The sequence below is a fragment of the Rhodococcus sp. P-2 genome (assembly GCF_016598535.1).
GTDB lineage: Bacteria > Actinomycetota > Actinomycetes > Mycobacteriales > Mycobacteriaceae > Rhodococcus_F > Rhodococcus_F baikonurensis.
In genome coordinates this window covers 2,796,548-2,817,140 of sequence record NZ_CP066779.1, presented here as the reverse complement: position 1 = coordinate 2,817,140, position 20,593 = coordinate 2,796,548, and the positions used below count along the sequence as shown (strand labels likewise).

Annotated in this window: 21 protein-coding genes; 9 read left to right on the top strand and 12 right to left on the bottom strand. The window is 62.7% G+C overall.

All coding sequences use genetic code 11. The features are described from left to right. Positions 1 to 112 precede the first annotated feature (112 nt). Positions 113 to 571, bottom strand: coding sequence for a hypothetical protein (locus I7X09_RS13435; RefSeq protein WP_003943607.1), 459 nt, complete (start codon positions 569 to 571; stop codon positions 113 to 115). Between the two features lie 171 nt (positions 572 to 742). Here I7X09_RS13435 and I7X09_RS13430 point away from each other — a divergent pair, with 171 nt between their 5' ends. Then, positions 743 to 1,639, top strand: a complete 897-nt coding sequence (locus I7X09_RS13430) for an oxygenase MpaB family protein (protein ID WP_200317258.1) — start codon at positions 743 to 745, stop codon at positions 1,637 to 1,639. A gap of 21 nt (positions 1,640 to 1,660) precedes the next feature. Then, complete coding sequence (locus tag I7X09_RS13425; RefSeq protein ID WP_166810326.1) at positions 1,661 to 2,158, top strand: hypothetical protein; 498 nt, start codon at positions 1,661 to 1,663, stop codon at positions 2,156 to 2,158. Between the two features lie 7 nt (positions 2,159 to 2,165). On the opposite strand, the gene I7X09_RS13420 is transcribed toward I7X09_RS13425, so the two are convergent. After that, complete coding sequence (locus I7X09_RS13420) at positions 2,166 to 2,774, bottom strand: hypothetical protein (protein WP_200317256.1); 609 nt, start codon at positions 2,772 to 2,774, stop codon at positions 2,166 to 2,168. Next, positions 2,771 to 3,235: a GNAT family N-acetyltransferase gene (locus tag I7X09_RS13415; RefSeq protein WP_124566943.1), complete on the bottom strand. Its 465-nt coding sequence runs from the start codon at positions 3,233 to 3,235 to the stop codon at positions 2,771 to 2,773. The genes I7X09_RS13420 and I7X09_RS13415 overlap by 4 nt, the downstream gene beginning before the upstream one ends. Before the next feature lie 146 nt (positions 3,236 to 3,381). Between I7X09_RS13415 and I7X09_RS13410 the strand changes: the two genes are divergently transcribed. Further along, positions 3,382 to 3,957 (top strand): hypothetical protein, encoded by a 576-nt coding sequence (locus I7X09_RS13410; RefSeq protein WP_200317254.1) that lies wholly within the window; start codon positions 3,382 to 3,384, stop codon positions 3,955 to 3,957. 10 nt (positions 3,958 to 3,967) lie between these two features. On the opposite strand, the gene I7X09_RS13405 is transcribed toward I7X09_RS13410, so the two are convergent. From I7X09_RS13405 to I7X09_RS13395, 3 genes are read right to left on the bottom strand one after another with little or no spacing between them, the layout of a single operon-like run. Beyond that, positions 3,968 to 4,912, bottom strand: coding sequence for a tyrosine-protein phosphatase (locus I7X09_RS13405; RefSeq protein ID WP_200317252.1), 945 nt, complete (start codon positions 4,910 to 4,912; stop codon positions 3,968 to 3,970). 36 nt (positions 4,913 to 4,948) lie between these two features. After that, on the bottom strand, positions 4,949 to 6,112 hold the full coding sequence (locus I7X09_RS13400) for a hypothetical protein (protein WP_200317250.1): 1,164 nt from the start codon (positions 6,110 to 6,112) through the stop codon (positions 4,949 to 4,951). Next, complete coding sequence (locus I7X09_RS13395) at positions 6,109 to 7,317, bottom strand: phosphotransferase family protein (RefSeq protein WP_200317248.1); 1,209 nt, start codon at positions 7,315 to 7,317, stop codon at positions 6,109 to 6,111. The genes I7X09_RS13400 and I7X09_RS13395 overlap by 4 nt, the downstream gene beginning before the upstream one ends. Positions 7,318 to 7,441: 124 nt before the next feature. Here I7X09_RS13395 and I7X09_RS13390 point away from each other — a divergent pair, with 124 nt between their 5' ends. Further along, a complete protein-coding gene (locus I7X09_RS13390; RefSeq protein WP_200317246.1) occupies positions 7,442 to 8,062 on the top strand; it encodes a TetR/AcrR family transcriptional regulator in 621 nt (206 codons plus the stop codon). On the opposite strand, the gene I7X09_RS13385 is transcribed toward I7X09_RS13390, so the two are convergent. Continuing rightward, entirely contained in the window at positions 8,059 to 9,009 is a 951-nt protein-coding gene (locus I7X09_RS13385) for a DUF2332 domain-containing protein (protein WP_234036950.1), read from the bottom strand. The genes I7X09_RS13390 and I7X09_RS13385 overlap by 4 nt on opposite strands. 186 nt (positions 9,010 to 9,195) lie before the next feature. On the opposite strand from I7X09_RS13385, the gene rraA reads away from it, so the two are divergent. Beyond that, positions 9,196 to 9,672 (top strand): ribonuclease E activity regulator RraA, encoded by a 477-nt coding sequence (rraA, locus tag I7X09_RS13380; protein WP_003943552.1) that lies wholly within the window; start codon positions 9,196 to 9,198, stop codon positions 9,670 to 9,672. Positions 9,673 to 9,687: 15 nt separating this feature from the next. On the opposite strand, the gene I7X09_RS13375 is transcribed toward rraA, so the two are convergent. Further along, on the bottom strand, positions 9,688 to 9,915 hold the full coding sequence (locus I7X09_RS13375) for an RNA-binding S4 domain-containing protein (protein WP_003943569.1): 228 nt from the start codon (positions 9,913 to 9,915) through the stop codon (positions 9,688 to 9,690). A gap of 88 nt (positions 9,916 to 10,003) precedes the next feature. Between I7X09_RS13375 and lysX the strand changes: the two genes are divergently transcribed. From lysX to I7X09_RS13355, 4 genes are all read left to right on the top strand, one after another. After that, positions 10,004 to 13,360 carry a bifunctional lysylphosphatidylglycerol synthetase/lysine--tRNA ligase LysX gene (lysX, locus tag I7X09_RS13370; RefSeq protein WP_124566952.1) on the top strand — a complete coding sequence of 1,119 codons (3,357 nt, stop codon included), beginning with the start codon at positions 10,004 to 10,006 and terminating at the stop codon, positions 13,358 to 13,360. A 13-nt stretch (positions 13,361 to 13,373) separates the two neighbouring features. Continuing rightward, positions 13,374 to 14,270, top strand: a complete 897-nt coding sequence (locus I7X09_RS13365) for an alpha/beta fold hydrolase (protein WP_200317242.1) — start codon at positions 13,374 to 13,376, stop codon at positions 14,268 to 14,270. A gap of 71 nt (positions 14,271 to 14,341) precedes the next feature. Beyond that, positions 14,342 to 15,751, top strand: a complete 1,410-nt coding sequence (locus I7X09_RS13360; protein ID WP_200317240.1) for a sensor domain-containing diguanylate cyclase — start codon at positions 14,342 to 14,344, stop codon at positions 15,749 to 15,751. Between the two features lie 5 nt (positions 15,752 to 15,756). Then, positions 15,757 to 16,356, top strand: a complete 600-nt coding sequence (locus I7X09_RS13355; RefSeq protein WP_200317238.1) for a histidine phosphatase family protein — start codon at positions 15,757 to 15,759, stop codon at positions 16,354 to 16,356. Positions 16,357 to 16,362: 6 nt separating this feature from the next. On the opposite strand, the gene I7X09_RS13350 is transcribed toward I7X09_RS13355, so the two are convergent. Genes I7X09_RS13350 through I7X09_RS13335 form a run of 4 tightly spaced genes read right to left on the bottom strand, consistent with a single transcriptional unit; the run spans position 16,363 to position 20,489 of the window. Next, the gene (locus tag I7X09_RS13350) at positions 16,363 to 17,352 is read right to left on the bottom strand and encodes an ABC transporter ATP-binding protein (protein WP_095969359.1); all 990 of its coding nucleotides are present in this window, start codon (positions 17,350 to 17,352) and stop codon (positions 16,363 to 16,365) included. After that, positions 17,352 to 18,449, bottom strand: a complete 1,098-nt coding sequence (locus tag I7X09_RS13345) for an ABC transporter ATP-binding protein (RefSeq protein ID WP_095969358.1) — start codon at positions 18,447 to 18,449, stop codon at positions 17,352 to 17,354. The genes I7X09_RS13350 and I7X09_RS13345 overlap by 1 nt, the downstream gene beginning before the upstream one ends. Then, positions 18,446 to 19,540: an ABC transporter permease gene (locus I7X09_RS13340; RefSeq protein WP_007735813.1), complete on the bottom strand. Its 1,095-nt coding sequence runs from the start codon at positions 19,538 to 19,540 to the stop codon at positions 18,446 to 18,448. The genes I7X09_RS13345 and I7X09_RS13340 overlap by 4 nt, the downstream gene beginning before the upstream one ends. Next, positions 19,533 to 20,489 (bottom strand): ABC transporter permease, encoded by a 957-nt coding sequence (locus tag I7X09_RS13335; protein ID WP_003943571.1) that lies wholly within the window; start codon positions 20,487 to 20,489, stop codon positions 19,533 to 19,535. The genes I7X09_RS13340 and I7X09_RS13335 overlap by 8 nt, the downstream gene beginning before the upstream one ends. Between the last annotated feature and the right edge of the window lie 104 nt (positions 20,490 to 20,593).

Here is a 20,593-nt window from a genome sequence, read left to right as displayed (position 1 = left end):
GCTTTCAAATAACATGTTTCAGAATATGGGATGACGCGGACACAGCGGTATCTCCGAGATGACAGATAATCACGCGATACCGCCAACCCTGTGCCCGTTCACGCCGTATAGATCAGGCTATGAACCTGCCGATCGTCGGATTCGACTGGCAGATGGGACTACTGCCCCAGTTGATCGAACCGAATGCCGTCGCAACGACATTGCCGACGCCGGTGTTCACCGTCGCGGACAAGTACGGGTAAGTACCGACCAGGTCGACGATTCCGGACTTGCCCGTGTCGGTGTTGACCCACGCAACGGTCACCTGACCCGCCGCCGGGATGGGCGCAGCTGCCGGGAACGAATCGAAGCGGATGTCACCCTTGGCGATGGGCGGATTGGACTCTGGCCCGGACTGGCCGGTGAGTCCGGTCAGCGATGCCAGCGACCCCTGATTCGGACACCCGATAGTGACGGCGGCGCCACCGAAAGGATGGGGCGGATCAGCCGAGGCGACTCCGGCGAACATGACGCTCGCGGCAATCGGTAGTCCGATGGCCGCGAAAACCCCGGCCGTGCGTGTGACGCTCATAGCTGCTCCTCGGGTCGACAACACTTTCCGGATACCCCTGGTACAACGCCCGAAACGATGGACAGTCGACTATTCACACCCCCTAGACAACGCGTGTTGTCAGAACTACAGTCGGTGGTGCAGCTCACACCTACCTCTGCCGCGCGCAGACCAGTCCCAGGGAGTGTTCAGATGAAGCGCTACGACCTCCGCAGTCGCACGGATCGACTCGATCCCGAAACCGATTACGAAGAGATGTCGCGCATTCTCGCGGCGCAAGAGTTTCCCTGGGACATCAATCAGGCGCTCAGCTTCGCCCTTTTTCGCACGTACGCCGTTCCCTCGATCGGCAAAGTTCTCTTCTCCACCGGGGAGTTCACCGACAAGGTTCAGAAGCGCTACGACGACACCAGCCTGATCCTCGACGCCATCCTCGAGCACGGCCTCAGCAGCACCGAAGGCCGCAAGAGCGTGCGTCGAATGAACCAGATGCACGGTTCGTACGACATCTCCAACGACGACATGCTCTACGTTCTGGCCACCTTCGTCGTCACCCCGGTCAGATGGCTCGACGAGTACGGCTGGCGAAAGATGACCGAGAACGAGATCGTCGGGTCGACGAACTACTACCGCCACTTGGGCAGGTACATGAACATCAAGGACACGCCGGACACCTACGAGGGGTTCGTCAGACTTCTCGATGACTATGAGCGCAAACACTTTTCATTCGACCCCGGCGCTCGGGCGGTCGCCGATTCCACCCTCGATCTGATGTGCACCTTCCCGCCCAACAATCTGGCGCCGAAGGCTCTGGTCAAGGGATTCGCCTTCGCCCTCATGGACGATCACCTACTCGACGCCTTCCACTACAAGCACCCGAGCACCGCGATGCGCGTCGTCTCACGCGGCGCGCTGAAAGTCCGCGCGCGTCTGCTGCGGTTCTTCCCGGTGCGCACGAAGCGGAAATTCGCCCGCGAGCTGCCCAACATCCGCAGCTACCCGAACGGATACAAGGTCGAAGACCTCGGCACCTTCCCCACGGGGTGCCCGGTCAAGCACCTGCAGGCAGACCAACAAGCCCAAGCGTAGACGCGTTGGGATACTCGAACGGTGGCGCAACTCTGGATGCTCGAGGATCTCGAACCGTGGCGCGACACCCCCATGCCTGGCGATACGTGCGAACCGACGACCTACTGGGCCAGTCCCGAAATGTTGGACCTTCCTGCCGAGGTGTGCTGCGAAATCGATGCACGCATCGCGACCGTGACAATCGACGGCCGCACTGAGCACATAGCCCATCTCGGACACGGATTTACGACACTGATCGGCGACGATGTCGGAAGCGTCGGCGAGGTGCGGTTGAGAGGTTGCCTGGTGTGGGATCGCTATCTCTGGACGCAATACCGCACTGAGCCCACCGGGCGCGTGCGGGTGAAAGCGCGGCCCGGCCACCTCGTTCAACACGAAACACTCTTGACGACAATTCATTCCGGTCTCTTCAACGTCGTCTTCGACGGGCCGACGGTGTACTGCGAGACGGGTCAGGTCCCCACAAATTTCGGCGTCCGCTGGAACACGCTGGTAGTCGAACTCGAGACTTGGCCGTGATCGGTCGTCAGTGCCAATACGGCGGAACGATATCCGGGTCGTCGAGGACGGCATCGATCCGCGAATCGGCCACAATTCGAATGATCGCTTCCTCAGGGGCGGCGATGATCGCGAAATGTGGGTCGACATCATTGGTTATGCACCATGCATGATCCGCCGGCCAGATGAAGGCCGGATCAGGGGAAGAACCCCACGGCCAACGAGCTGAGTTCTCCACGCTCCAATCGGCGTAGTCGGCAAGCGTTCCACGCAAGAGCCAGTAGTCACGATTGGGGATCTCGAACCGCGGAACGTCATCACCGACTGCCGACCCCCACCCGGTCCACATGCAGAAATAGCACTCGTCGGGTGTGGTTGTGTAACTGGACAACACATCCAGGGCAAAGCCGATCAGCACTTTCTCTTCCGGCCCGGTCTGATCGAAATCGACATCATTCGATTTCTGACCGGGAAAACTCGGATCTGGGATGAACCGTAAGCGCGCATACTTCGGAAATCCGATCGGGCCGCGCCCTGCCAACTGATACCAAGGCAGATCCTGATCGACCAGCCAATCGGTAGCCGTCAGATCTGTGCACAATGTCAGGCCCGTGCTGGGCTCATCCGTACCCCTCATGGCCGAGTGACGGAGGAGTCTCGCGCCGTACGACGCAGGGTGATCAATTCATGGTTGGTCTCGGCGTCGAGTCGACGCCCCTCTTCTTCGAACTCCATCAGCGCATAGAACCTGCGGGCCCGATCGTTGAGTGTGTAAACCTCGAGTGTCACCTCGTCGTGCATGGTGGTGGCGTGTTCGACCAACGCCCTCCCGACTCCCAACCCCTGTGATGCCGGCGCGACGAACAGTCCCCCGATTTCGGAGCCGATCATTCCCAACAGGCCGACAACTTCGGAGTTGTGCTCAGCCACCCAATTATCGGCCTGGATCAGATAGACCTCACGCATCTTCTGCTCCCGATCGCCCGTTCCCTCACCCACAAGGAACGGATGGGCTTCACGGGCAGCATTCGACCACAGGTCGACGACCACGTCCTCATCCGAGGGTAGGTAGCGGCGAATGATCAGATCCTGGTTCACAATCCGACCATACCCTCCGGCATCAGAGCGATAGCTAATGCTGGAAAGCACCGATTCTCGAATCACGCACGACGGCCTCGACATAAATCAGTGGGAATTCGATTCGTTGCCACCCCACAATTACCGCCTTGTGCAAGGGTTGTCCGATGACCGATGGTGATCCGACAACTGAGCGTGGAGGTCCGGCATCCTGGTGGAAGGCGACTGCGATTGTCACCGCAGTGCTTGTCGCTCTCACGTGCGGCGTCATCGTGTGGTCCTTCATGCCGCCGGTTGTGTACTTTCCATTCTTTGCACTCGCCGCCTCAGTGTTGCTCGGTTTGGGTGGAGTGTGGTTGATACTCAGCCTGATTGGTTGGATGAAGTACAAAACCTTGCGTTTGAGCACGATCGCGCCGGTGATAGTCCTCGTCACCGGCGCGCTCGTGACGTTGTCCGTCCCTTCGCATGTTGCGTTTGCACTGTCGAAAGACTCCCTCGAAGCAGTGGCCGCGGATTGCCAGAAGTCGTTGGAAAACCAAACAATTGGCGTCTACCGGGTCCTGCAGGTCTGGCCGGTCGGCAACGGGTGCCGCTTCCATATCGAGGGTGGTCTGATCGATCCGATCGGATTGGCATACTTACCGGACGGCGCACCATATCTCGGCACGCCCCGCCATGACGGCGACATCGGCTACCAGGAGTTCGACGGCGACTGGTACTCGTTCGTTCAACGGTTCTAGCAGCGTGAAACTAGCCGACTAGCTTGACCTTCAGAAGTGCGATCGTGTCCGGAGTGAGTCCCAGACCTTCGGTGAGGTAGCTGTCGACGGTTCCGTAATCGCTGGCTATCTGCGCGAGTCCAGCTTCCAAATACGACGCGTCGACACCGAGGGCCGGCTCGAGGTTGGTCGCCACCTGCGGGCTCAGGGCTTGAGAGATCTGCGCAAGGATCTTCTCGTTGGTCGCCTGAAGGTAGGTGTTGCTCAACAGATAGTCGTCCATGATCGTCTGGGCGGGGACACCGGCAATGGACTGCAACAGCATCGCGGTCCAACCCGTGCGGTCCTTACCTGAAGTGCAATGGAACAACTGCACCCCGTCACCAGCAGCGATGTCCGAGAGAACCTGCTTGAAGCCGGCGCGGCGCACGGGATCGGTGACAAAACTGCGGTTGGTATCGACCAGGAACTGCTTGGCCTCCTCCGGCGACTTGATCGTCGTCGCGAGCTGGGTCAGATCCTTGAACTCGATCGGAATGTTCGTGTACGTCACGCCGTCCGGGAGCTTGTCCGCGCCACCGATGAACGGGTTGGAGATCTCGGTTGCACCACGCAGGTCATAGGCGTCGGCAAGTCCGAGGCCGGTGAGCGTCGCCTTGTCTGCGTCGCTGGTCGCGGTCAGCGCATTGGATCGGTAGATGACGCCGCGCTTGAGGTGTGAGCCGTCGACGGTGGCGTATCCCCTCCCGTCGTTGCCGGCGACGTCGCGAAAGTTGGCCACGGAGGCCAAGTTCGGCGTCGGCGCGAGGACAGGATCGAGCGAGCCGAGATCGACGGATCCGAGCGATCCCGTGTTCAGAGAACCCAGGTCGAGCGGGATGGCCGTGGCGGGAGCAGCAAGCAACAGACCTCCGGTGACAACAAGGGCGGCGGCCTTCGCAGTGCGAGCGAACAACATTCGTGAGCGTGTGGACATGTGGCAGTACCTCTCTTTGTGGTTGGTGAGCTGTGGTTACGGTGCGACGTCACCGATTCCGGTAAACCCGTATCGCTGGTGGGGCCCAATGACTGCTACCTCGAACAAGCCTGTCCCGGTGCGAGTTACGCCGTCTTCCACAAGGGTGAACCGGGCCAAATTGTCGACCGGGCACAGCATCTTCTTCCACGGTTCGATGTCCGAAACCTTTTCTCGCAGGCCTTGAACCACCAGTTCGCCCTGCCACATCCCGTGGCGCCAATCCTGCTCGAGTCCGTAGCCCGTGCCGACACCGATGTAGTTGGGCAGAATCGGTTCGCAGGTGATCTCCAGGATGTGATCGGATTCGCCTGGTGCACCGGGGCGCCGGAAGTACAGAGTGCCACTTTTCACCTCGCGGGTACCGGAAATGAAGGTGAGCTGGTGGTCCGGTCGACCCAACCACTCCGGCTCCCGCGAGCGATCTGCCCAGACGCGCGTCGCATCCTCCAGAATGCGGCGTCCCTGCTGATCTTCTTGAACGACCGTGACGACGGTGAAGTCACCGAATTGCATGATCGAGTAGATCCAGAAGAAGTTCTGGCTGCCGGCGATCGACGGATCCGCCTTGCGTCCAGGAGGTTCCGCTTCACCGACCGGTCGAACACCCCAGGATCGGTCGCGATTACCCCGCCACACCTCCGGGGTGACCGGGATGACGTCGCCGTCGACGGTCAGGGATCCGGACCATGTTCCGGTCTGCACAAATCGTTGAGTGTCGAAGGTGACTCGTTCGAGCTGGCGATGGAAGTGTCTGGCCTCGAGATTGGCGGGGCCGTCGGACTCGAAGGCGAGGTCGAAGCTCAGGTCCGGCGCTTCGGGACTCGGGTCCAACACCACCCGCAGACGGTGCAGACCCTCGATGATCTCGATCCTCAACGGGCCTACTGACAGGTCCATACGATCGTCACCCAAGGCGCGGGATGCCCGGAAGACGATATGGTCGTCGCCGCGCCGAAGAACCGCAAAGCCATCGCACACACCAAGATTGGGGTACTGGCCAAGACCGATGATGAGAAACAGCGGCTCACTGTCGCCGTCGACGCCAGCATGGCAGTTGAAGTAGTAGCGGTCGTAGAAGTTTCGATCCGAGGTGCCCACGTGGCGGATGGTCTCGGCGATCTGATGTACGGGGTAGTCGTCGAGCGGGGACAGTGTCATCGTGCTTCTCCTGGTGCGACCGGGGCCGTAGCGAGCGATTCCCAATAGGTGCCGTCGAGCATGGCTTCGAGTGTTTTGTGGTGCAGGATCATCTCGTCCGGGTTGTCGGGGAGTTCGGCCTGACCGAAAGCCACTGCGCGGCTTTGTACTCGGAACATGATCACCGCGTGCCGCAGCGCGGCGTAAAGGATGTAGAAATCCAGGTCCGCAGCCTGATGGCCGGAAAGCGAGCCGTAGGCATCGGCCACGTCCTCACGACGCAAGAAGTCCGGCATTCCGGGGAGGCCTGCCATGGCAGCGAGATCCTCGAAGAACCTGTGCTGGAAGATCATCCAGCCGAGGTCCAGCTCACGCGGCCCCAGTGTGGCCATCTCCCAGTCGAGGACCGCCGCCGGCTCGAAGTCGCGGTAGATGACGTTTCCGATCCGCGAGTCTCCCCAGCACAGCACTGCGGAACCGGCATCGGTGGGGAAGTTCGCCTCGATCCAGTCGAAACCGCGCTCGATCAACGGAGATCCTGGTCCGTCGGCGGTTGCCCACTCGTAATAGCGGCGCTGCTCCTCAAGATGCGCGCGAAGTGCTTCTGCCCCAGTCGGTTCGGCACCGCCGCCGCACAACTCAGGGAGAGCCAGGTGCGGATCGGCCATAGCGTGCAACTCCGTGAGCACCCGGACCGATGACTGCTGGAGTCGAGAACAGTCGTCCTCTGATGCCTCCGAGAGCCAGGATCCGAACGTGTACGGCATGACGTCTGGCGGAATTTCGCCGTCGCGCCGTTCCATTACGAAGAACTCACCGCCGAGCGCGTCCGGGTTGCTCTCGGACCAGTACACCCGCGGGACCGGCACCGATGTGTGAGCCGCGACGGCGCTCATGACCCGAAACTGCTGGTCCAGGTTGTACGACGGGAAGATCGGTACCGCACTGTCGCGCGGGGCGATGCGGGCGACCAGGCGATGCTCACCTCGAACCCCGTCCTCGATCCACGTCGCGTCGAAAAGCACAGTTTCGTTGGACATGCCGTTCGCGGCCGGTATCTCGACCGAGGTCACGGAAGGTTTCGAGCCTCGCCACAGCACGGTGGCAAGCCAGCCTTCGAGGCTGCGTCGCATCTCTGCCGGGTCGTTGCGGGATTCGCCGGGCCTGGCGAATTCGGCGTAGTCGGGGTCTTCGCCTGAGGTTTCTGTTTCGGTTCGAAGGTTCATCACCACTCCTCGTGGTTCGGTGGCGCCGATGCGCACGTGCCGATAGTCGATACAATATGTATCGACTAAAGCCGTGACAGAATGTAACGGCCATCACAGCGATACCGCAAGGGATTTGCCCAAAATGTCCAAAGATTTTGAGACTCAGCACCGCCTGGGCCCGCAGCGAAACCCTGCAATCGACGACGCAGTACTGGACGCGACTAGGCAACTGTTGGAAGAAAAGGGGTATGCGGGCACGTCCATCGACGCCATCGCCACGCGTGCCGGAGTGGGGCGTCCGGCGATCTACCGTCGGTGGCCGTCGAAGGCACACATCGTCAACGACGCGATCTACCCGGTGCTCGACATCGAACAAGGCGCGGACATCGACACCGAACTCGGCACCGAGGGCACGATCGCGGATCAGATTCGCGCGCTTGTGCAGGGCGCGGTGGCACTGTTCGCCGCTCCTGCCACCCGGGCCGCGGCGCCCGGGCTCATGAGCGAGGTGCGAACAAACGCGGAATTGCGCGACGTTCTAGTGGTGCGGCAACTGGCCGGAGTCAGAGTCGAGCTGAACCGTCGACTGGAGGCGGCGAGGGAGCGCGGCGACATCCGAAGCGGCGTCGACGCCGACGCTCTTCTCGACATCATGGCGGGCGCGGCCATCTTCGCACTGTCGGTTCGTGACGTCTCGGACCCGGGACCGTTTGCCGATTCTCTTGCCGACATAGTGCTGAACGGCATACTTCCCAACACCTAACCTGCTGGCGCCGTGCGGGTTTGGTCTAACCAGTCGAGGAACTGCCCATGGCCACCAGCTAGCCCGCGGGGTGTGCCGTCAAGAGAGACAACAAATTTGCCACGGCGCGCCTCTGGTGATGCCGTCAACTTGGCATCGACTTCGGGCAAAACCCCGAGACCTTCGTTCGCTATCCAGCGACACGGCAAAGCGTGAACAGCTTCTGCGAATTCATCTCTGGCAGTTGGTATCAGATAGTTGAGTACCGCACTGTGAAAGACCACGATCGTTGTTTCCCGTGGCGCACGTGCGACGAGATCGGTAACAGCCGACGTAAGATCTCCGCGAACCAGATGAGGCGGATCCACACGAGCGAGTGCCGCTGCGTCGCGTAATCGCCGCCGGCGGTGGTCCTGTTCCGGCCACACAAGACTCTCCAACCATCTCATGTCGTCTGTGTCGCCTACATCGAGTGGGTTCAGGTCGATGCCCGCCCGGTACACCACGTCTGGGACTCTCTCCGGAATTGGCGGACTGCCGGTCGTCGCACACTCCAGCAGAACGGTGGACGGACCATCGACTGGATGCAGATACTTTGTGCCGTCGTAGAGAAAGCTGTAGCGGTCAGGGTAAAGGCACAGGCCCGCCGAAGCACCGACTTCGATGAGGGAGAGCGGGCCCTTCAACAACCCGAGGACGGGAAGCAACACGGCAGAGCGGCCAGCTTCATTCGTCTGTGTAGTCCTGGTCTGCGCGAGTTGTTCCACCTCGGACCAGTTGTCGCTCAGCCACCGGCGAAACAACGCATACGGCGCGACCGGGGCACCGAGGTGACGGCACGCCCCGAATATCAGGTTGGGTTGCCTGCGGGGTTCTGGGAGCCGATCTATCAGAGCGAGGACTGCTGGATCCTCCGATACGCCGGTGCCCCATTCCTCGTAGATCGCGGAGTTCCCTCGAGCCTCCACTTCCGCGAACGATCGATACCAACGCGAAGTGTCCACCGTCGATGTCTACCGGATGGCGCGTGGTGCTGAAAGGTTTTCGATCAAGCCGTCGCGCAACTCGCAGACGTCCCCCACGTCAGGCGTACTGGCCTGAGAACCCTCCCCGAGGCCCACTAGGCCCGAACCCTGCCGACTATCCTGTGGGGCATGACCGAGCCTGTAGCGACCGCTGACCTTGCCGACGAGATCGGACCCGACATCCGTAGCTGCGACACGCAGTTCACCCAGTTCGGTGGACGTGAAGTGTTTGCCGGCCCCATCACCACCATCAAGTGCTTCCAGGACAACCTGCTCGTGAAGCAGACGCTCAGCGAACCGGGCAACGGCGGAGTCCTCGTCGTCGACGGTGACGCGAGCATCCACACCGCGCTGGTCGGCGACATCATCGCCGGCCGCGGCGTCGACAACGGCTGGGCCGGCGTCATCGTCAATGGAGCCGTCCGCGACTCGGCGATCCTGCGCACCCTCGACATCGGCGTCAAGGCTTTGGGGACCAACCCGCGCAAGAGCACGCAAACCGGTTCGGGCGAGAAGAACGTGCCGATCGAAATCGGCGGCGTCACGTTCAACCCCGGCGAGATCGTCTACAGCGACCAGGACGGCGTCGTCGTTCGCGAAAGCTAGTCGGAAGTCGCGGGATCAGGCGGGGGCTTCCACTTTGGCGGCCATCCCGCCGATCTCGACGACATCGCCGTCACGAAGCTGACGGCCACGACGATCTTCGACCTCACCGTTGACCGACACCATGCCGTCGGCGATCACTTCCTTGGCCTCCGCGCCCGATTCGATGAGGTTCGCGAGCTTGAGAAACTGACCGAGCCGAATCATTTCGTCGCGGATGGGTACTGCTGGAATGTTGTCGGTCATGTCAATCATCTTCCTCCTCCCACAAAACTGGACACGACAGACCACACTTAGCGTGAGGATCTGATCGACCGGTAGGAGAGGAAGCTCGATGGCACCATTGACCGAGGTATCGGACACCACTGCAGAGTTGGTGGAATCGCCACCCGAAAATCCGCGCCAGGCGCGTCGATTCCGCAAAGGGCGGTTCAGCCAGGTTCCCCATATCTCGGGACTGATCCTCGGAGTCTTCTCCGTACTGGTGTTCCTGTGGAGCATCTCGCCGGTACTGCGGCACATCCTCCGCGTCCCACGCGAATACATCGACAGCTACTACTTCGACGCACCGGATACGAGCCTGTCGTGGGCGCTCGTCGTCGCCTTGCTCGCCGCCGCCCTCGCGAGCCGCAAGCGCATCGCCTGGTGGCTGTTGACGATCTACCTGTCGCTGATCACCCTCACCAACATCGCCTCCGCGATCGTCGACAAGAACCCGAACAACGCCGTCGCCGTTGTCGTTCTGCTTGTCGTGATCGGAATCCTCATCGCGGCGAGGCCCGAGTTCTACACACGCGTACGACGCGGCGCCGGTTGGAAAGCGCTCGGCGTTCTGATCGGCGGCATGGCCGTCGCGACCGTGATCGGTTGGGGCCTTGTCGAACTCTTCCCAGGTGACCTGCCGCAGAACCAACGATTCCTCTGGGCCTTGAACCGCGTCACCGCGGCCGCTTCGGTCGACAACGAGGTGTTCGACGGCCACCCGCGCGTCTTCGTCAACACGGTCCTCGGTCTGCTCGGCGCCATCGCGCTACTCGCCGCGGTCATGACGCTCTTCCGCGCGCAACGCTCCAACAACGCCCTCACCGGAAACGACGAGTCCGCGATCCGCGGGTTGATCCAGAACTTCGGTGCCGACGACTCCCTCGCTTACTTCGCCACCCGCCGCGACAAGGCCGTCATCTTCGCGCCGAGCGGCAAGGCCGCGATCACGTACCGCGTCGAGATCGGCGTCTGCCTCGCCAGTGGTGATCCCATCGGCGATCCCGAAGCGTGGCCGCACGCCATCGAAGCGTGGCAGGGGCTCGCGTCGCAGTACGGCTGGGCGACGGCCGTCATGGGCGCCAGCGAAACCGGGGCGACGGCGTACAAGAAGGCAGGCTTGAGCGTCCTGCAACTCGGCGACGAAGCGATCCTGCGCACGCGCGAGTTCAACCTCAACGGACGCGACATGCGCCCGGTGCGTCAGGCCGTCACCCGCGTGCGGCGCCACGGCGTCACCGTCCGGATGCGACGCCATCGCGACATCCCGCCCGAGGACATGGCGGCCGTCATCATCCGCGCCGACGACTGGCGCGACACCGACACCGAGCGCGGCTTCTCCATGGCACTCGGCCGACTGGGCGATCACCTCGACGGCGACTGCCTCCTCGTCGAAGCCGTCATGGGTGAAGGCACCGAGGACGAAAGCGTCGTCGGCATGCTTTCGCTCGTGCCGTGGGGACCGAACGGCGTTTCGCTCGACCTGATGCGTCGCAAGCCGACGGCGCCCAACGGTGTCGTCGAATTGATGGTCTCGGAGTTGGCCACACGTTCGGACGAGATCGGCGTCGTGCGGGTCTCACTCAACTTCGCCGTGTTCCGCTCGGTGTTCGAGGAAGGTTCGCGCATCGGCGCCGGCCCGATCCTCCGCATCTGGCGCTCGGTGCTCGTCTTCTTCTCTCGCTGGTGGCAACTCGAAGCGCTCTACCGCTCGAATGTGAAGTACCAGCCGGATTGGGAGCCGCGCTTCCTCTGCTTCGAGGACAACCGTGAGCTGCCGCGGGTCGGATTCGCGTCGGCCATCGCCGAAGGCTTCGTGGTGCTGCCCAGTTTCGGGCGCAAGTCGAGCCAGGTCGTCAAGCACACCGGAACGCATGCGGCGGTGCCTGCAGCTCTGGTGACGTCCGAAGGGTTGCATGCTGACGGCAGCCCACCGGACTCGGCGCCGTCGTTCACGACCAACGGTCCGCGTCGACCCGAGCAGGTTCGAGTACGCATGAACAAGCTCGCGCAACTCGCCGACGAAGGGATCGCCGCCTACCCCGTCGCCTATCCGCCGACGCACACGATCGCTGCCGCAGCGAAGTCGCCGGAGGGCACCCGCGTACGCATCGCGGGACGCCTGCTGAGGGTTCGCGACTACGGCGGAGTCGTGTTCACGGACGTGCGCGACTGGTCCGGCGACATCCAGGTTCTGGTCGACCAGGACAATGTCGGCCGGGAGAAACTGGCGGAGTTCGCAGCCGAGTTCGATCTCGGTGACCTGATCGAGGTCAGCGGAACCATCGGGCGCAGCCGCAAGGGCGAGCTGTCGCTCATCGCCGTCGAGTGGCGCATGAACGGCAAGTGCCTGCACCCGTTGCCCGACAAGTGGAAGGGCCTCTCGGATCCCGAGACTCGCGTCCGCCAGCGGTACCTCGACATCGCCCTCAACCCGAAGGCCCGCGAACTGCTCGAGGCCCGAAGCGCAGTCGTGAAGTCGCTACGCGATTCACTCGGTGGTCGCGGATACCTCGAAGTCGAGACCCCGATCCTGCAGCAGGTGCACGGCGGCGCGAACGCCGCTCCGTTCCTGACACACATCAACGCATACAACCTCGACCTCTATCTCCGCATCGCACCCGAGCTGTACCTGAAGCGCTTGTGCGTCGCAGGTATGGAGAAGGTGTTCGAGATCGGCCGCGTGTTCCGCAACGAGGGCGTCGACTTCAAACACAACCCCGAGTTCACGATCCTCGAGGCCTACGAAGCCCACAGCGATTACGAGGGCATGATGCGGATGTGCCGCGAGCTGATCCAGGCGGCGGCCGTCGCAGCCTTCGGTCGCGAGATCATCATGCGACCCGGCCCGGACGGCGAACTGGTCGAGGTCGACATCTCCGGCGAATGGCCGGTGAAGACGATGCACGGCGCCGTCGCCGAAAAACTTGGTGTCGACGTCTCCCCCGAGACAAGTCTCGAAGACCTGCAGAAGCTGTGCGACGCCAACGAGATCCCGTACCAGTCCAGCTGGGATACCGGTGCCATCGCGCAGGAAATGTACGAGCACCTGGTCGAGGACTACACCGAGTTCCCGACGTTCTACACCAACTTCCCCACCTCGATGTCGCCGCTCACCCGGCCGCATCGCAGCATCCCCGGCGTCGCCGAGAAGTGGGACCTGGTGGCGTGGGGCGTCGAACTCGGAACCGCGTACAGCGAGCTGACCGACCCGGTGGATCAGCGCAACCGGCTCACCGAGCAGTCGATGCTCGCGGCGGGCGGCGACCCCGAGGCGATGGAGTTGGACGAGGACTTCCTCCAAGCCCTCGAACACGCGATGCCGCCGACGGGCGGTCTCGGGATGGGCGTCGACCGAATCGTCATGCTGATCACGGGTGGCAGCATCCGAGAGACACTGGCCTTCCCCCTCGCGAAACCGCGTCAGTAGTCCGGATTCTCGCGTGCCGGAATTGTTCCACGTGAAACCACCGGGCGAGATCCTGCAGGTCGGCGAGAGCCGACTGCACGTTCTCGCCGAGGGCGACGGCCCCGTCGTCGTCCTGTGCGGCGGGCTGGCGGGCAACTGGTTCGACTGGGATGACTGCGCACGTCATCTTCAGTCGGACCACACCGTCGTCCGCTTCGATCGACCGGGCTTCGGGCTCAGCGAACCGTCGTCCGACGTGCCGACCGTCCGCGGCGAAGCTCAGCGGATCCGCGATGTCCTCGACACACTGGGACTGACAGGGTCGGCTGTGGTGGTCGGCCACTCCATCGCCGGCTTCTACGTCGAAGGCTTCGCCCGCTTGTTCCCGGAGCGGGCGGCGGGCATGCTGCTTCTCGATTCGAGCGCCGAGAAGGAGCCGAAACGTCTCTTCCCCCGCGACCTTCTCCTGATCGCCTCCCGAGCTGCCGCGGCTTCGTTCAGCACCACCGGGCTCCAACGACTCCTCGGCACGACGACGCGCAAGATCCTCAACCAGTCCGTGCCGCCGAGCGGCTCGTCCGAAGCCACCCTCGAATGGGTCCGGAAGATCTACAGCGAACCGCACTACCTCGAAGCGGCGATGATCGAATACGTCGCGTACACCGATATGGCGCTGGAACTCACCGCTTTACGACGCTCGAGCAAGCATCCACTGCCCGACATCGACCTCAGCGTCGTTGCCGCTCACACGGGCCACACCACTCCCTGGTCCATCGCGTGGATGGCGAAACAACAGAAACTCGCCACCTACCTCGGCGGGAGCTTTCACGTCCTACGCCCGGCGCATCACCACGCCATGATCGATCAGCCAGAGGAGTTGGCGAACTTGATCCGGCGCCTCACGCAGCCGAACCGTCGGGATGACACTTAAAGTTACAACTCGGACAGTAGCCGGATCATTGCTAGTCTCGGACAGCTTCTGCTTTCTACGACAGGCTGACCATGGACCGTTCGACACGTCAGGTGCGCTCGTGCCTGATTTTCGTGGCGATCCTCGTTGTCGCTCTGGCGGGCATCGCCGCCCGTCCGCCCGGGTTTCTCTCGACCTTCTGGCCCGCCAACGCGATCCTTCTGGGCATTCTCCTTCGTAACCCTCGCTCGTTCGCGCCGATCGGGCTGGCTGTCGGCGGCGCCGCGCTGATGACAGCGGATCTTGCGACCGGAAGCCCCGTGCAGCGGGCCTTCGAACTGAATGCGATCAACCTGGTCGGAGTCACGACGGGATTGATCGCCGCGAACTTGCTCGGCTGCTTTCCACAGCGAGTGTCCGAAGCGAAATACACCACCAGAATCTTTCTCGTTTCGGTTCTGGCATCTCTGACGGCCGGGTCCGCCAGCGCACTCCGCACTCAACTCCACGAAGGAAGCGGTGCGGCAACGGAATTGGTGGGCTGGTTCTTCGCCGACCTGTGTACGTATCTGATCGTGCTGCCGATCGTTCTTTCGGCACCGACGCTCGAACACATTCTTCGCACTCTCGGGCCCTCTGTACGTCAAAGCCTCCGGCTCAGGCGGCTCGCACAGATCCTCGCGCCGCTGGCCGCACTCCTGGCCTGTCTGCCGCTCGCGTTGGAGGTGCAGGGCGCCCTCGCGTTGCTGCTTCCGATGCCGGCGCTCCTGTGGTGCGCGATGCGCGTCTCGCTGTTCAGCACCTCGCTCCTGGCAGCCGGATGGAGTGCGTGGGCGCTGGTCATGGCGGGCAAGGGGCGCCTGGCGTTGGCAGATCCGGTTCACCTGCTGAGCGAAGGCGTGACCACCAGAATCTCCGTCATCTTGATGGCACTCTCCCCCATCGCCGTAGCCGTCGCCACGGGAGCGCAGCGGCGCGCTGAGCGCGAACTCCAACGCATCGCCGAATGCGACGCCCTGACCGGAACACTGAGTCGGCACGCGTTCTTGACCCGGTCGCAGGAACTCCTCGACACCCAGCACACAGCGCAACGATCGATCGCCGTCATGATGCTCGATCTCGACCACTTCAAATCGATCAACGACAACCTCGGCCACCTCACCGGCGATTCAGTCCTCGAACAATTCGGAAACACCCTCCTCGCCACCGCCGAAGGGCTCGGGCTCTCCGGCCGCCTGGGCGGTGAGGAGTTTGCCGTCGCGATGGCCGATTGCACCTTCGAGGAAGCCATCCAGCTCGCGGAGCGTATCCGGCAGACCCAGGAGACCCACGCCCGTTCCATTCGCGGCTTCGCGGGGACGGTCAGTATCGGCGTCGCCTGGGTAGACCGGGCGATGCCGGGGATGGAGACCTTGCTCGACATCGCCGACAACGCGATGTACCAGGCGAAACGCGAAGGCCGAAACCTCGTGGTGGCGTTCGATCTCTACATGGCAAGGTGACGTGGGTGCAACTACTCCTGATCCGACACGCGCTCCCCGAACTGGCCGAGGTCACCGAAGGCCGCGCCGATCCCTCGCTCACCGACGAAGGCCGTGCCCAGGCACGTCGGCTGCCCGCAGCACTGGCGCCGTACCGGATCACCGGACTGTTCAGCAGCCCGCAGAAGCGTGCGCTCGAGACCGCGGCCCCGGTAGCGCAGGTATTGGAACTTCCGGTCACCCAGCTCGAAGGTCTGGCGGAATACGACTACGAGCAGCCCCACTACATCCCGATGCACGAGGTCTTGGAACGCGCACCGGAAACGTATGCGCGCATCAAAGCCGGCTGGCTACCCGAGTCGGTGGACGCCGACGCTTTTCGCGAGCGAGTACTCGGCGCGATCGACGACGTGGTCGCGGCGACCGACAACGACGCCACCGTGGCGATCTTCTGCCACGGCGGCGTCGTCAACATCGTTCTGCAGGAACTGCTCGGGCTGGAGCGTCCGTTGACCTTCCCGATCGAGTACGTCTCCGTCACTCGAATTCTTGTTTCCCGGAATGGAAGCCGAAGGGTCGGGTCGATCAACGAAACCGGTCACGTGCGAAACATGTTGCGCGTCTAGCTCAACTCACACGTTGTGGCACGCCACCTGGTGTCCACCCTCGACGAGACGAAGTTCGGGAACTTCCTCCGCGCACAGATCGGTGGCCAGCGGGCACCGCGTGCGGAACCGGCAGCCACTGGGCGGATTGAGCGGCGACGGCAGTTCGATGACCTTCTGCTCGACGTTCTGCGCCGCCGTGACGGTGGCGTCAGGATCGGGAATGGACGACAGCAGTAGCTGCGTGTACGGGTGCAACGCACGGTTCTGCATGTCTTCCGCCGGAACGATTTCGCAGACCCGGCCCAAGTACATGATCATCACGCGGTCGCTGATGTTCTTCACGACGGCCATGTTGTGCGCAATGAACAGCAGCGACAGCCCGTGACGCTTCTTCGCGTCCTCGAGCAGGTTCAGAATCTGCGCCTGCACGGAGACGTCGAGGCTCGAGACCGGCTCGTCACAGATCAGGACCTTGGGGTCGAGCATCAATGCGCGGGCGATGCACACGCGCTGGCACTGTCCACCCGAGAGCTCGCGCGGGGTTCGGTCCCACACCATGTCCGGGTCCAACCCGACCTCGGCAAGAACCTCGCGCGCCCGAGCTTCGATGGCGGCCTTGTCTTTTCCGCCCCAGATCGACGGACCCTCGGTGATGAGAGCCTTGACCTTGCGTCGCGGGTTCAGCGAGGAGATCGGGTCCTGGAAGATCATCTGCAACTGAGTGCGACTGCGACGCAATTCCTCCGCGCCCAGTGCCGTCATTTCCGTCTCACCCAGGCGAATGGAACCCGACGTCGGTGAGGGCAGCTGCATGATCGCCCGGCCCGCCGTGGACTTGCCACAGCCGGATTCACCGACCACGCCCAAGGTTTCACCCGGAGCGACGGTGAAGCTGATCCCGGACACCGCGTGAACGGTCTGCCCTTTGCCGACGTTGAATTCGACGACCAGGTCCTCGACCGTCAGGGCCGCGTCCACCGTCTCGGGCTTTCTGGTATCGGTTGCTGCAGTCATCAGACCATCTCCTTCACCGCGAGCGAGAGGCCCGCTGCGGTAGTACCGGCCTTCTCGTTGGCGACCAATGCCGTTGTGCCTTCCGGGGTATCGACCGGGTAGTGGCACGCGAACGTGTGGCTTTCGGTTGTGTTGTCTCCCGGACCGCCGGGTGCCAGAGCCGGGTCGCCGGTCAGGCAGTCGTCCTGGGCGTAACGGCAACGGGCAGCGAAGCGGCAGCCGGTGATCGGCTTCGTCATGTCCGGGAGCCCACCCGGGATTGTCTGCAGCACTGTGTGCGTCGGTGATTCGAGTCGCGGAATCGCGGCCATCAGCGCTTCGGTGTAGGGGTGACGCGGACGAGTGAACAGCTCTTCGGTTGCCGACGTCTCCACGACGGAACCGGCGTACATGACCGCGACGCGATCCGATCGACCCGACACCACACCGAGGTCGTGGCTGATCAGGATGACGGCCATGTTGAGCTTGTCGTTGAGCGAGGCGAGCAGGTCGAGGATCTGCTTCTGCACGGTCACGTCGAGGGCGGTGGTCGGCTCGTCGGCGATCAGCAGTTTCGGCTCGCAGGCCAGGGCCATCGCGATGACGACGCGCTGTCGCATACCGCCCGACAGCTCGTGTGGGTACTGATCGAGCCGACGCTTCGGCTCGGGGATGCCCACCATCGACAGGAGTTCCGCAGCGCGATCGCGGGCCGCGTCCTTCTTCAGTCCCAGGTGGAACTTCAAGGATTCGGTGATGTGGGTACCGATGCGCTTGAACGGATTGAGCGAGGTCATCGGATCCTGGAAGACCATGGCGATCTCCGGCCCCCAGAAATGCTTCATCTCCGACTTCTTCATGGTCGACATGTCGCGGCCGGCAAACGTCACCGTTCCGGTGATGTCGAGAGCCGGACCCTTCTGGAGCAATCCCATGATGGTGCGTCCGAGAACCGACTTGCCGGAACCGGATTCACCGACGATGCCGAGAGTCTCGCCGGCGGAGACGTGGATCGAGACGCCGTCGACTGCTCGCAACTGGCCACGGGGAGTGGCGAATACGGTTCTGATGTTGTCCGCCTGCAGCAGCGGAACGCCGTGCTGAGCTGAAGTGGTCACAGCTTACTCCGATACTTCTCGCCGATGAGGTTGAAGGAGAACACCGTCAGGAAGAGGAAGACGCCTGGTACCAGGACGATGAACGGATGCTTCTCCACGATCCCGCCCTGACCTTCCGCAATCATGTTGCCCCACGTCGGATCTGGTTGTGCGATACCGAGTCCGAGGAAGCTGAGTGACGCTTCCGCGACGATCAGGCCGGAGACGGCCACCAGGCCGAGCGCGGCGACGGGGACGAGGACGTTGGGAACCAGCTCGCGCCAGATGACGCGCCATTTGGTGGCGCCCATCGCCCTCGCGGCAAGCACGAACTCCCGTTGGGCGACGACGATGGTGTTGGCCCTGGCGATTCGAACCATGCTGGGAATGCAGAGAATCGAAAGTGCAAGGGTGATGTTGCGCAGGTTCGACGTGAGCACGGCGGCCAGTGCGATCAACAGCACCAGGGAAGGAATGGCCAGCAGCGAGTTGGTCAGGATTCCGACGACTGCGTCGACCTTGCCGCGGAAGTAACCGGCCATGACGCCGATGGTTCCGCCGATGATCATGCCGATCAGTACGGCGCAGATGGCCACGGTCAAGGATGCTCGAGCACCGAACAGAGCGCGGGCAAGCAGGTCGAGACCGAAGTTGTTGGTACCCAACGGGTGATCTGACAGCAGGCTCGGCGAGGCGAAGCCCGGCTCGGCCAAGGTCTTGACCGTGTCCTTGTACTCACCGAGCGGCAGCAGCGGTGCGAAGATCGCGGCCAGGATCAGTGCGACCAGCCAGATGCACGCCAGCCAGTACGAGAGATCGAACTGACTGCCCCACTTGGACGTACCGAGTTTGCCGAGACCTTTGAAGAGGAAAACCAGGGCAACGAGCGCGAGCACGATGCGGACGGTCATCATGATGGCCGAACCGAAGAGCGCGGTGCCGAGCAGCGCAACGCCGACCACCGTGAGAATCGATCCGATCAGGACCAGATTCTTGGGCTGTTCCAGCGTCTCGACGGGACCGGGAGCCAGCAGGACTGTCTGCTGCCGGTATGTCATCACCTCGGACGGGGCCGGCGACGGGGCCGCTCCGTCTGGCGTCACTTCAGACATGGACACGACGACTCCTCGGGTCAAGATAGGTGTACAGAACATCGATCGCGCTGTTGACGAGGACGTAGATGACTGCGATCACGACCACCGCGCCCAGCAGCATCGGTGAATCACCCTGCTGCGCTGCGCGGACGATGAGCGTGCCCATTCCGGGCAGCGAGAACAGCGTCTCGACGATCACGGTGCTGCCGATCATGCCGCCGAGAGCCAGACCCATCATCGTGATGAGCGAGAACGACGACGGGCGGAGCGCGTCACTGAAAAGCACTCGCAGCGTGGGCATTCCCTTGGCTTTCGACGCGAGGATGTAATCCTCACGGAGCGTCGTCACCAGGTCGGAGCGGAGAACGCGAGTGAACATCGCCATCTCGAGGAGGCTGATGGTGATCGCGGGAAGTATTGCGTGTGAAAGGTTTCCGGAGAGGCTGTCTCCGATGCGCACCCACTGTGATCGGGGGAACCAGCCGAGCCAGTTGACGGTGACCATGATCAGCAACAGACCGGCGAGGAAGCTCGGGACGGACAGAACACCGAACGTCGCGGCGCTGATGACGCGGTCGATGACGCCACCCTCGTGGTGCGCCGACCAGAGTGCGAGCGGAACTGCGACGACGAGGGCGATGACCAGACCCATCACTGCCAACTGAACGCTGACGGGGAGAGCGGAACTGATCGCGGTGAGGACGTCCTGCTGCGGGGGAACGAGCGAGTTGCCGAGGTCGCCCTGGAGAGCGCTGGTCAGCCAGTCCCAATAGCGAACCAGGAGTGGGTCGTTGAGCCCGAGCTGCTGGCGAACTTCCTCGTACTCGGCGGGCGTTCGGCCTTCCCCGAGAACGGAGACAGCGGGATCGCCGGGGATCAGTGATGCCAGCACGAAGGTTCCGAAGCTGACGATCAGGATCACAATGACGAGCTGGCCCAATTTCTTACCTATTGCGCCGATGTTCATCGATTTCGTCTCCTTCGGACAGCGAGCTCGCAATACACAGCAGTTCCTCTGATTTCATTTCTTCGTTCGCAGCCGGCCCCGATCCGCTGCGATATGGGCGCGGG

Coding starts and splice junctions, on each gene's coding strand:
- I7X09_RS13435 (WP_003943607.1), bottom strand. CDS start 571: ATGAGCGTCACACGCACGGCCGGGGTTTTCGCGGCCATCGGACTACCG.
- I7X09_RS13430 (WP_200317258.1), top strand. CDS start 743: ATGAAGCGCTACGACCTCCGCAGTCGCACGGATCGACTCGATCCCGAA.
- I7X09_RS13420 (WP_200317256.1), bottom strand. CDS start 2,774: ATGAGGGGTACGGATGAGCCCAGCACGGGCCTGACATTGTGCACAGAT.
- I7X09_RS13410 (WP_200317254.1), top strand. CDS start 3,382: ATGACCGATGGTGATCCGACAACTGAGCGTGGAGGTCCGGCATCCTGG.
- I7X09_RS13405 (WP_200317252.1), bottom strand. CDS start 4,912: ATGTCCACACGCTCACGAATGTTGTTCGCTCGCACTGCGAAGGCCGCC.
- I7X09_RS13400 (WP_200317250.1), bottom strand. CDS start 6,112: ATGACACTGTCCCCGCTCGACGACTACCCCGTACATCAGATCGCCGAG.
- I7X09_RS13395 (WP_200317248.1), bottom strand. CDS start 7,317: ATGAACCTTCGAACCGAAACAGAAACCTCAGGCGAAGACCCCGACTAC.
- I7X09_RS13390 (WP_200317246.1), top strand. CDS start 7,442: ATGTCCAAAGATTTTGAGACTCAGCACCGCCTGGGCCCGCAGCGAAAC.
- rraA (WP_003943552.1), top strand. CDS start 9,196: ATGACCGAGCCTGTAGCGACCGCTGACCTTGCCGACGAGATCGGACCC.
- I7X09_RS13375 (WP_003943569.1), bottom strand. CDS start 9,915: ATGACCGACAACATTCCAGCAGTACCCATCCGCGACGAAATGATTCGG.
- lysX (WP_124566952.1), top strand. CDS start 10,004: ATGGCACCATTGACCGAGGTATCGGACACCACTGCAGAGTTGGTGGAA.
- I7X09_RS13360 (WP_200317240.1), top strand. CDS start 14,342: ATGGACCGTTCGACACGTCAGGTGCGCTCGTGCCTGATTTTCGTGGCG.
- I7X09_RS13350 (WP_095969359.1), bottom strand. CDS start 17,352: ATGACTGCAGCAACCGATACCAGAAAGCCCGAGACGGTGGACGCGGCC.
- I7X09_RS13340 (WP_007735813.1), bottom strand. CDS start 19,540: ATGTCTGAAGTGACGCCAGACGGAGCGGCCCCGTCGCCGGCCCCGTCC.
- I7X09_RS13335 (WP_003943571.1), bottom strand. CDS start 20,489: ATGAACATCGGCGCAATAGGTAAGAAATTGGGCCAGCTCGTCATTGTG.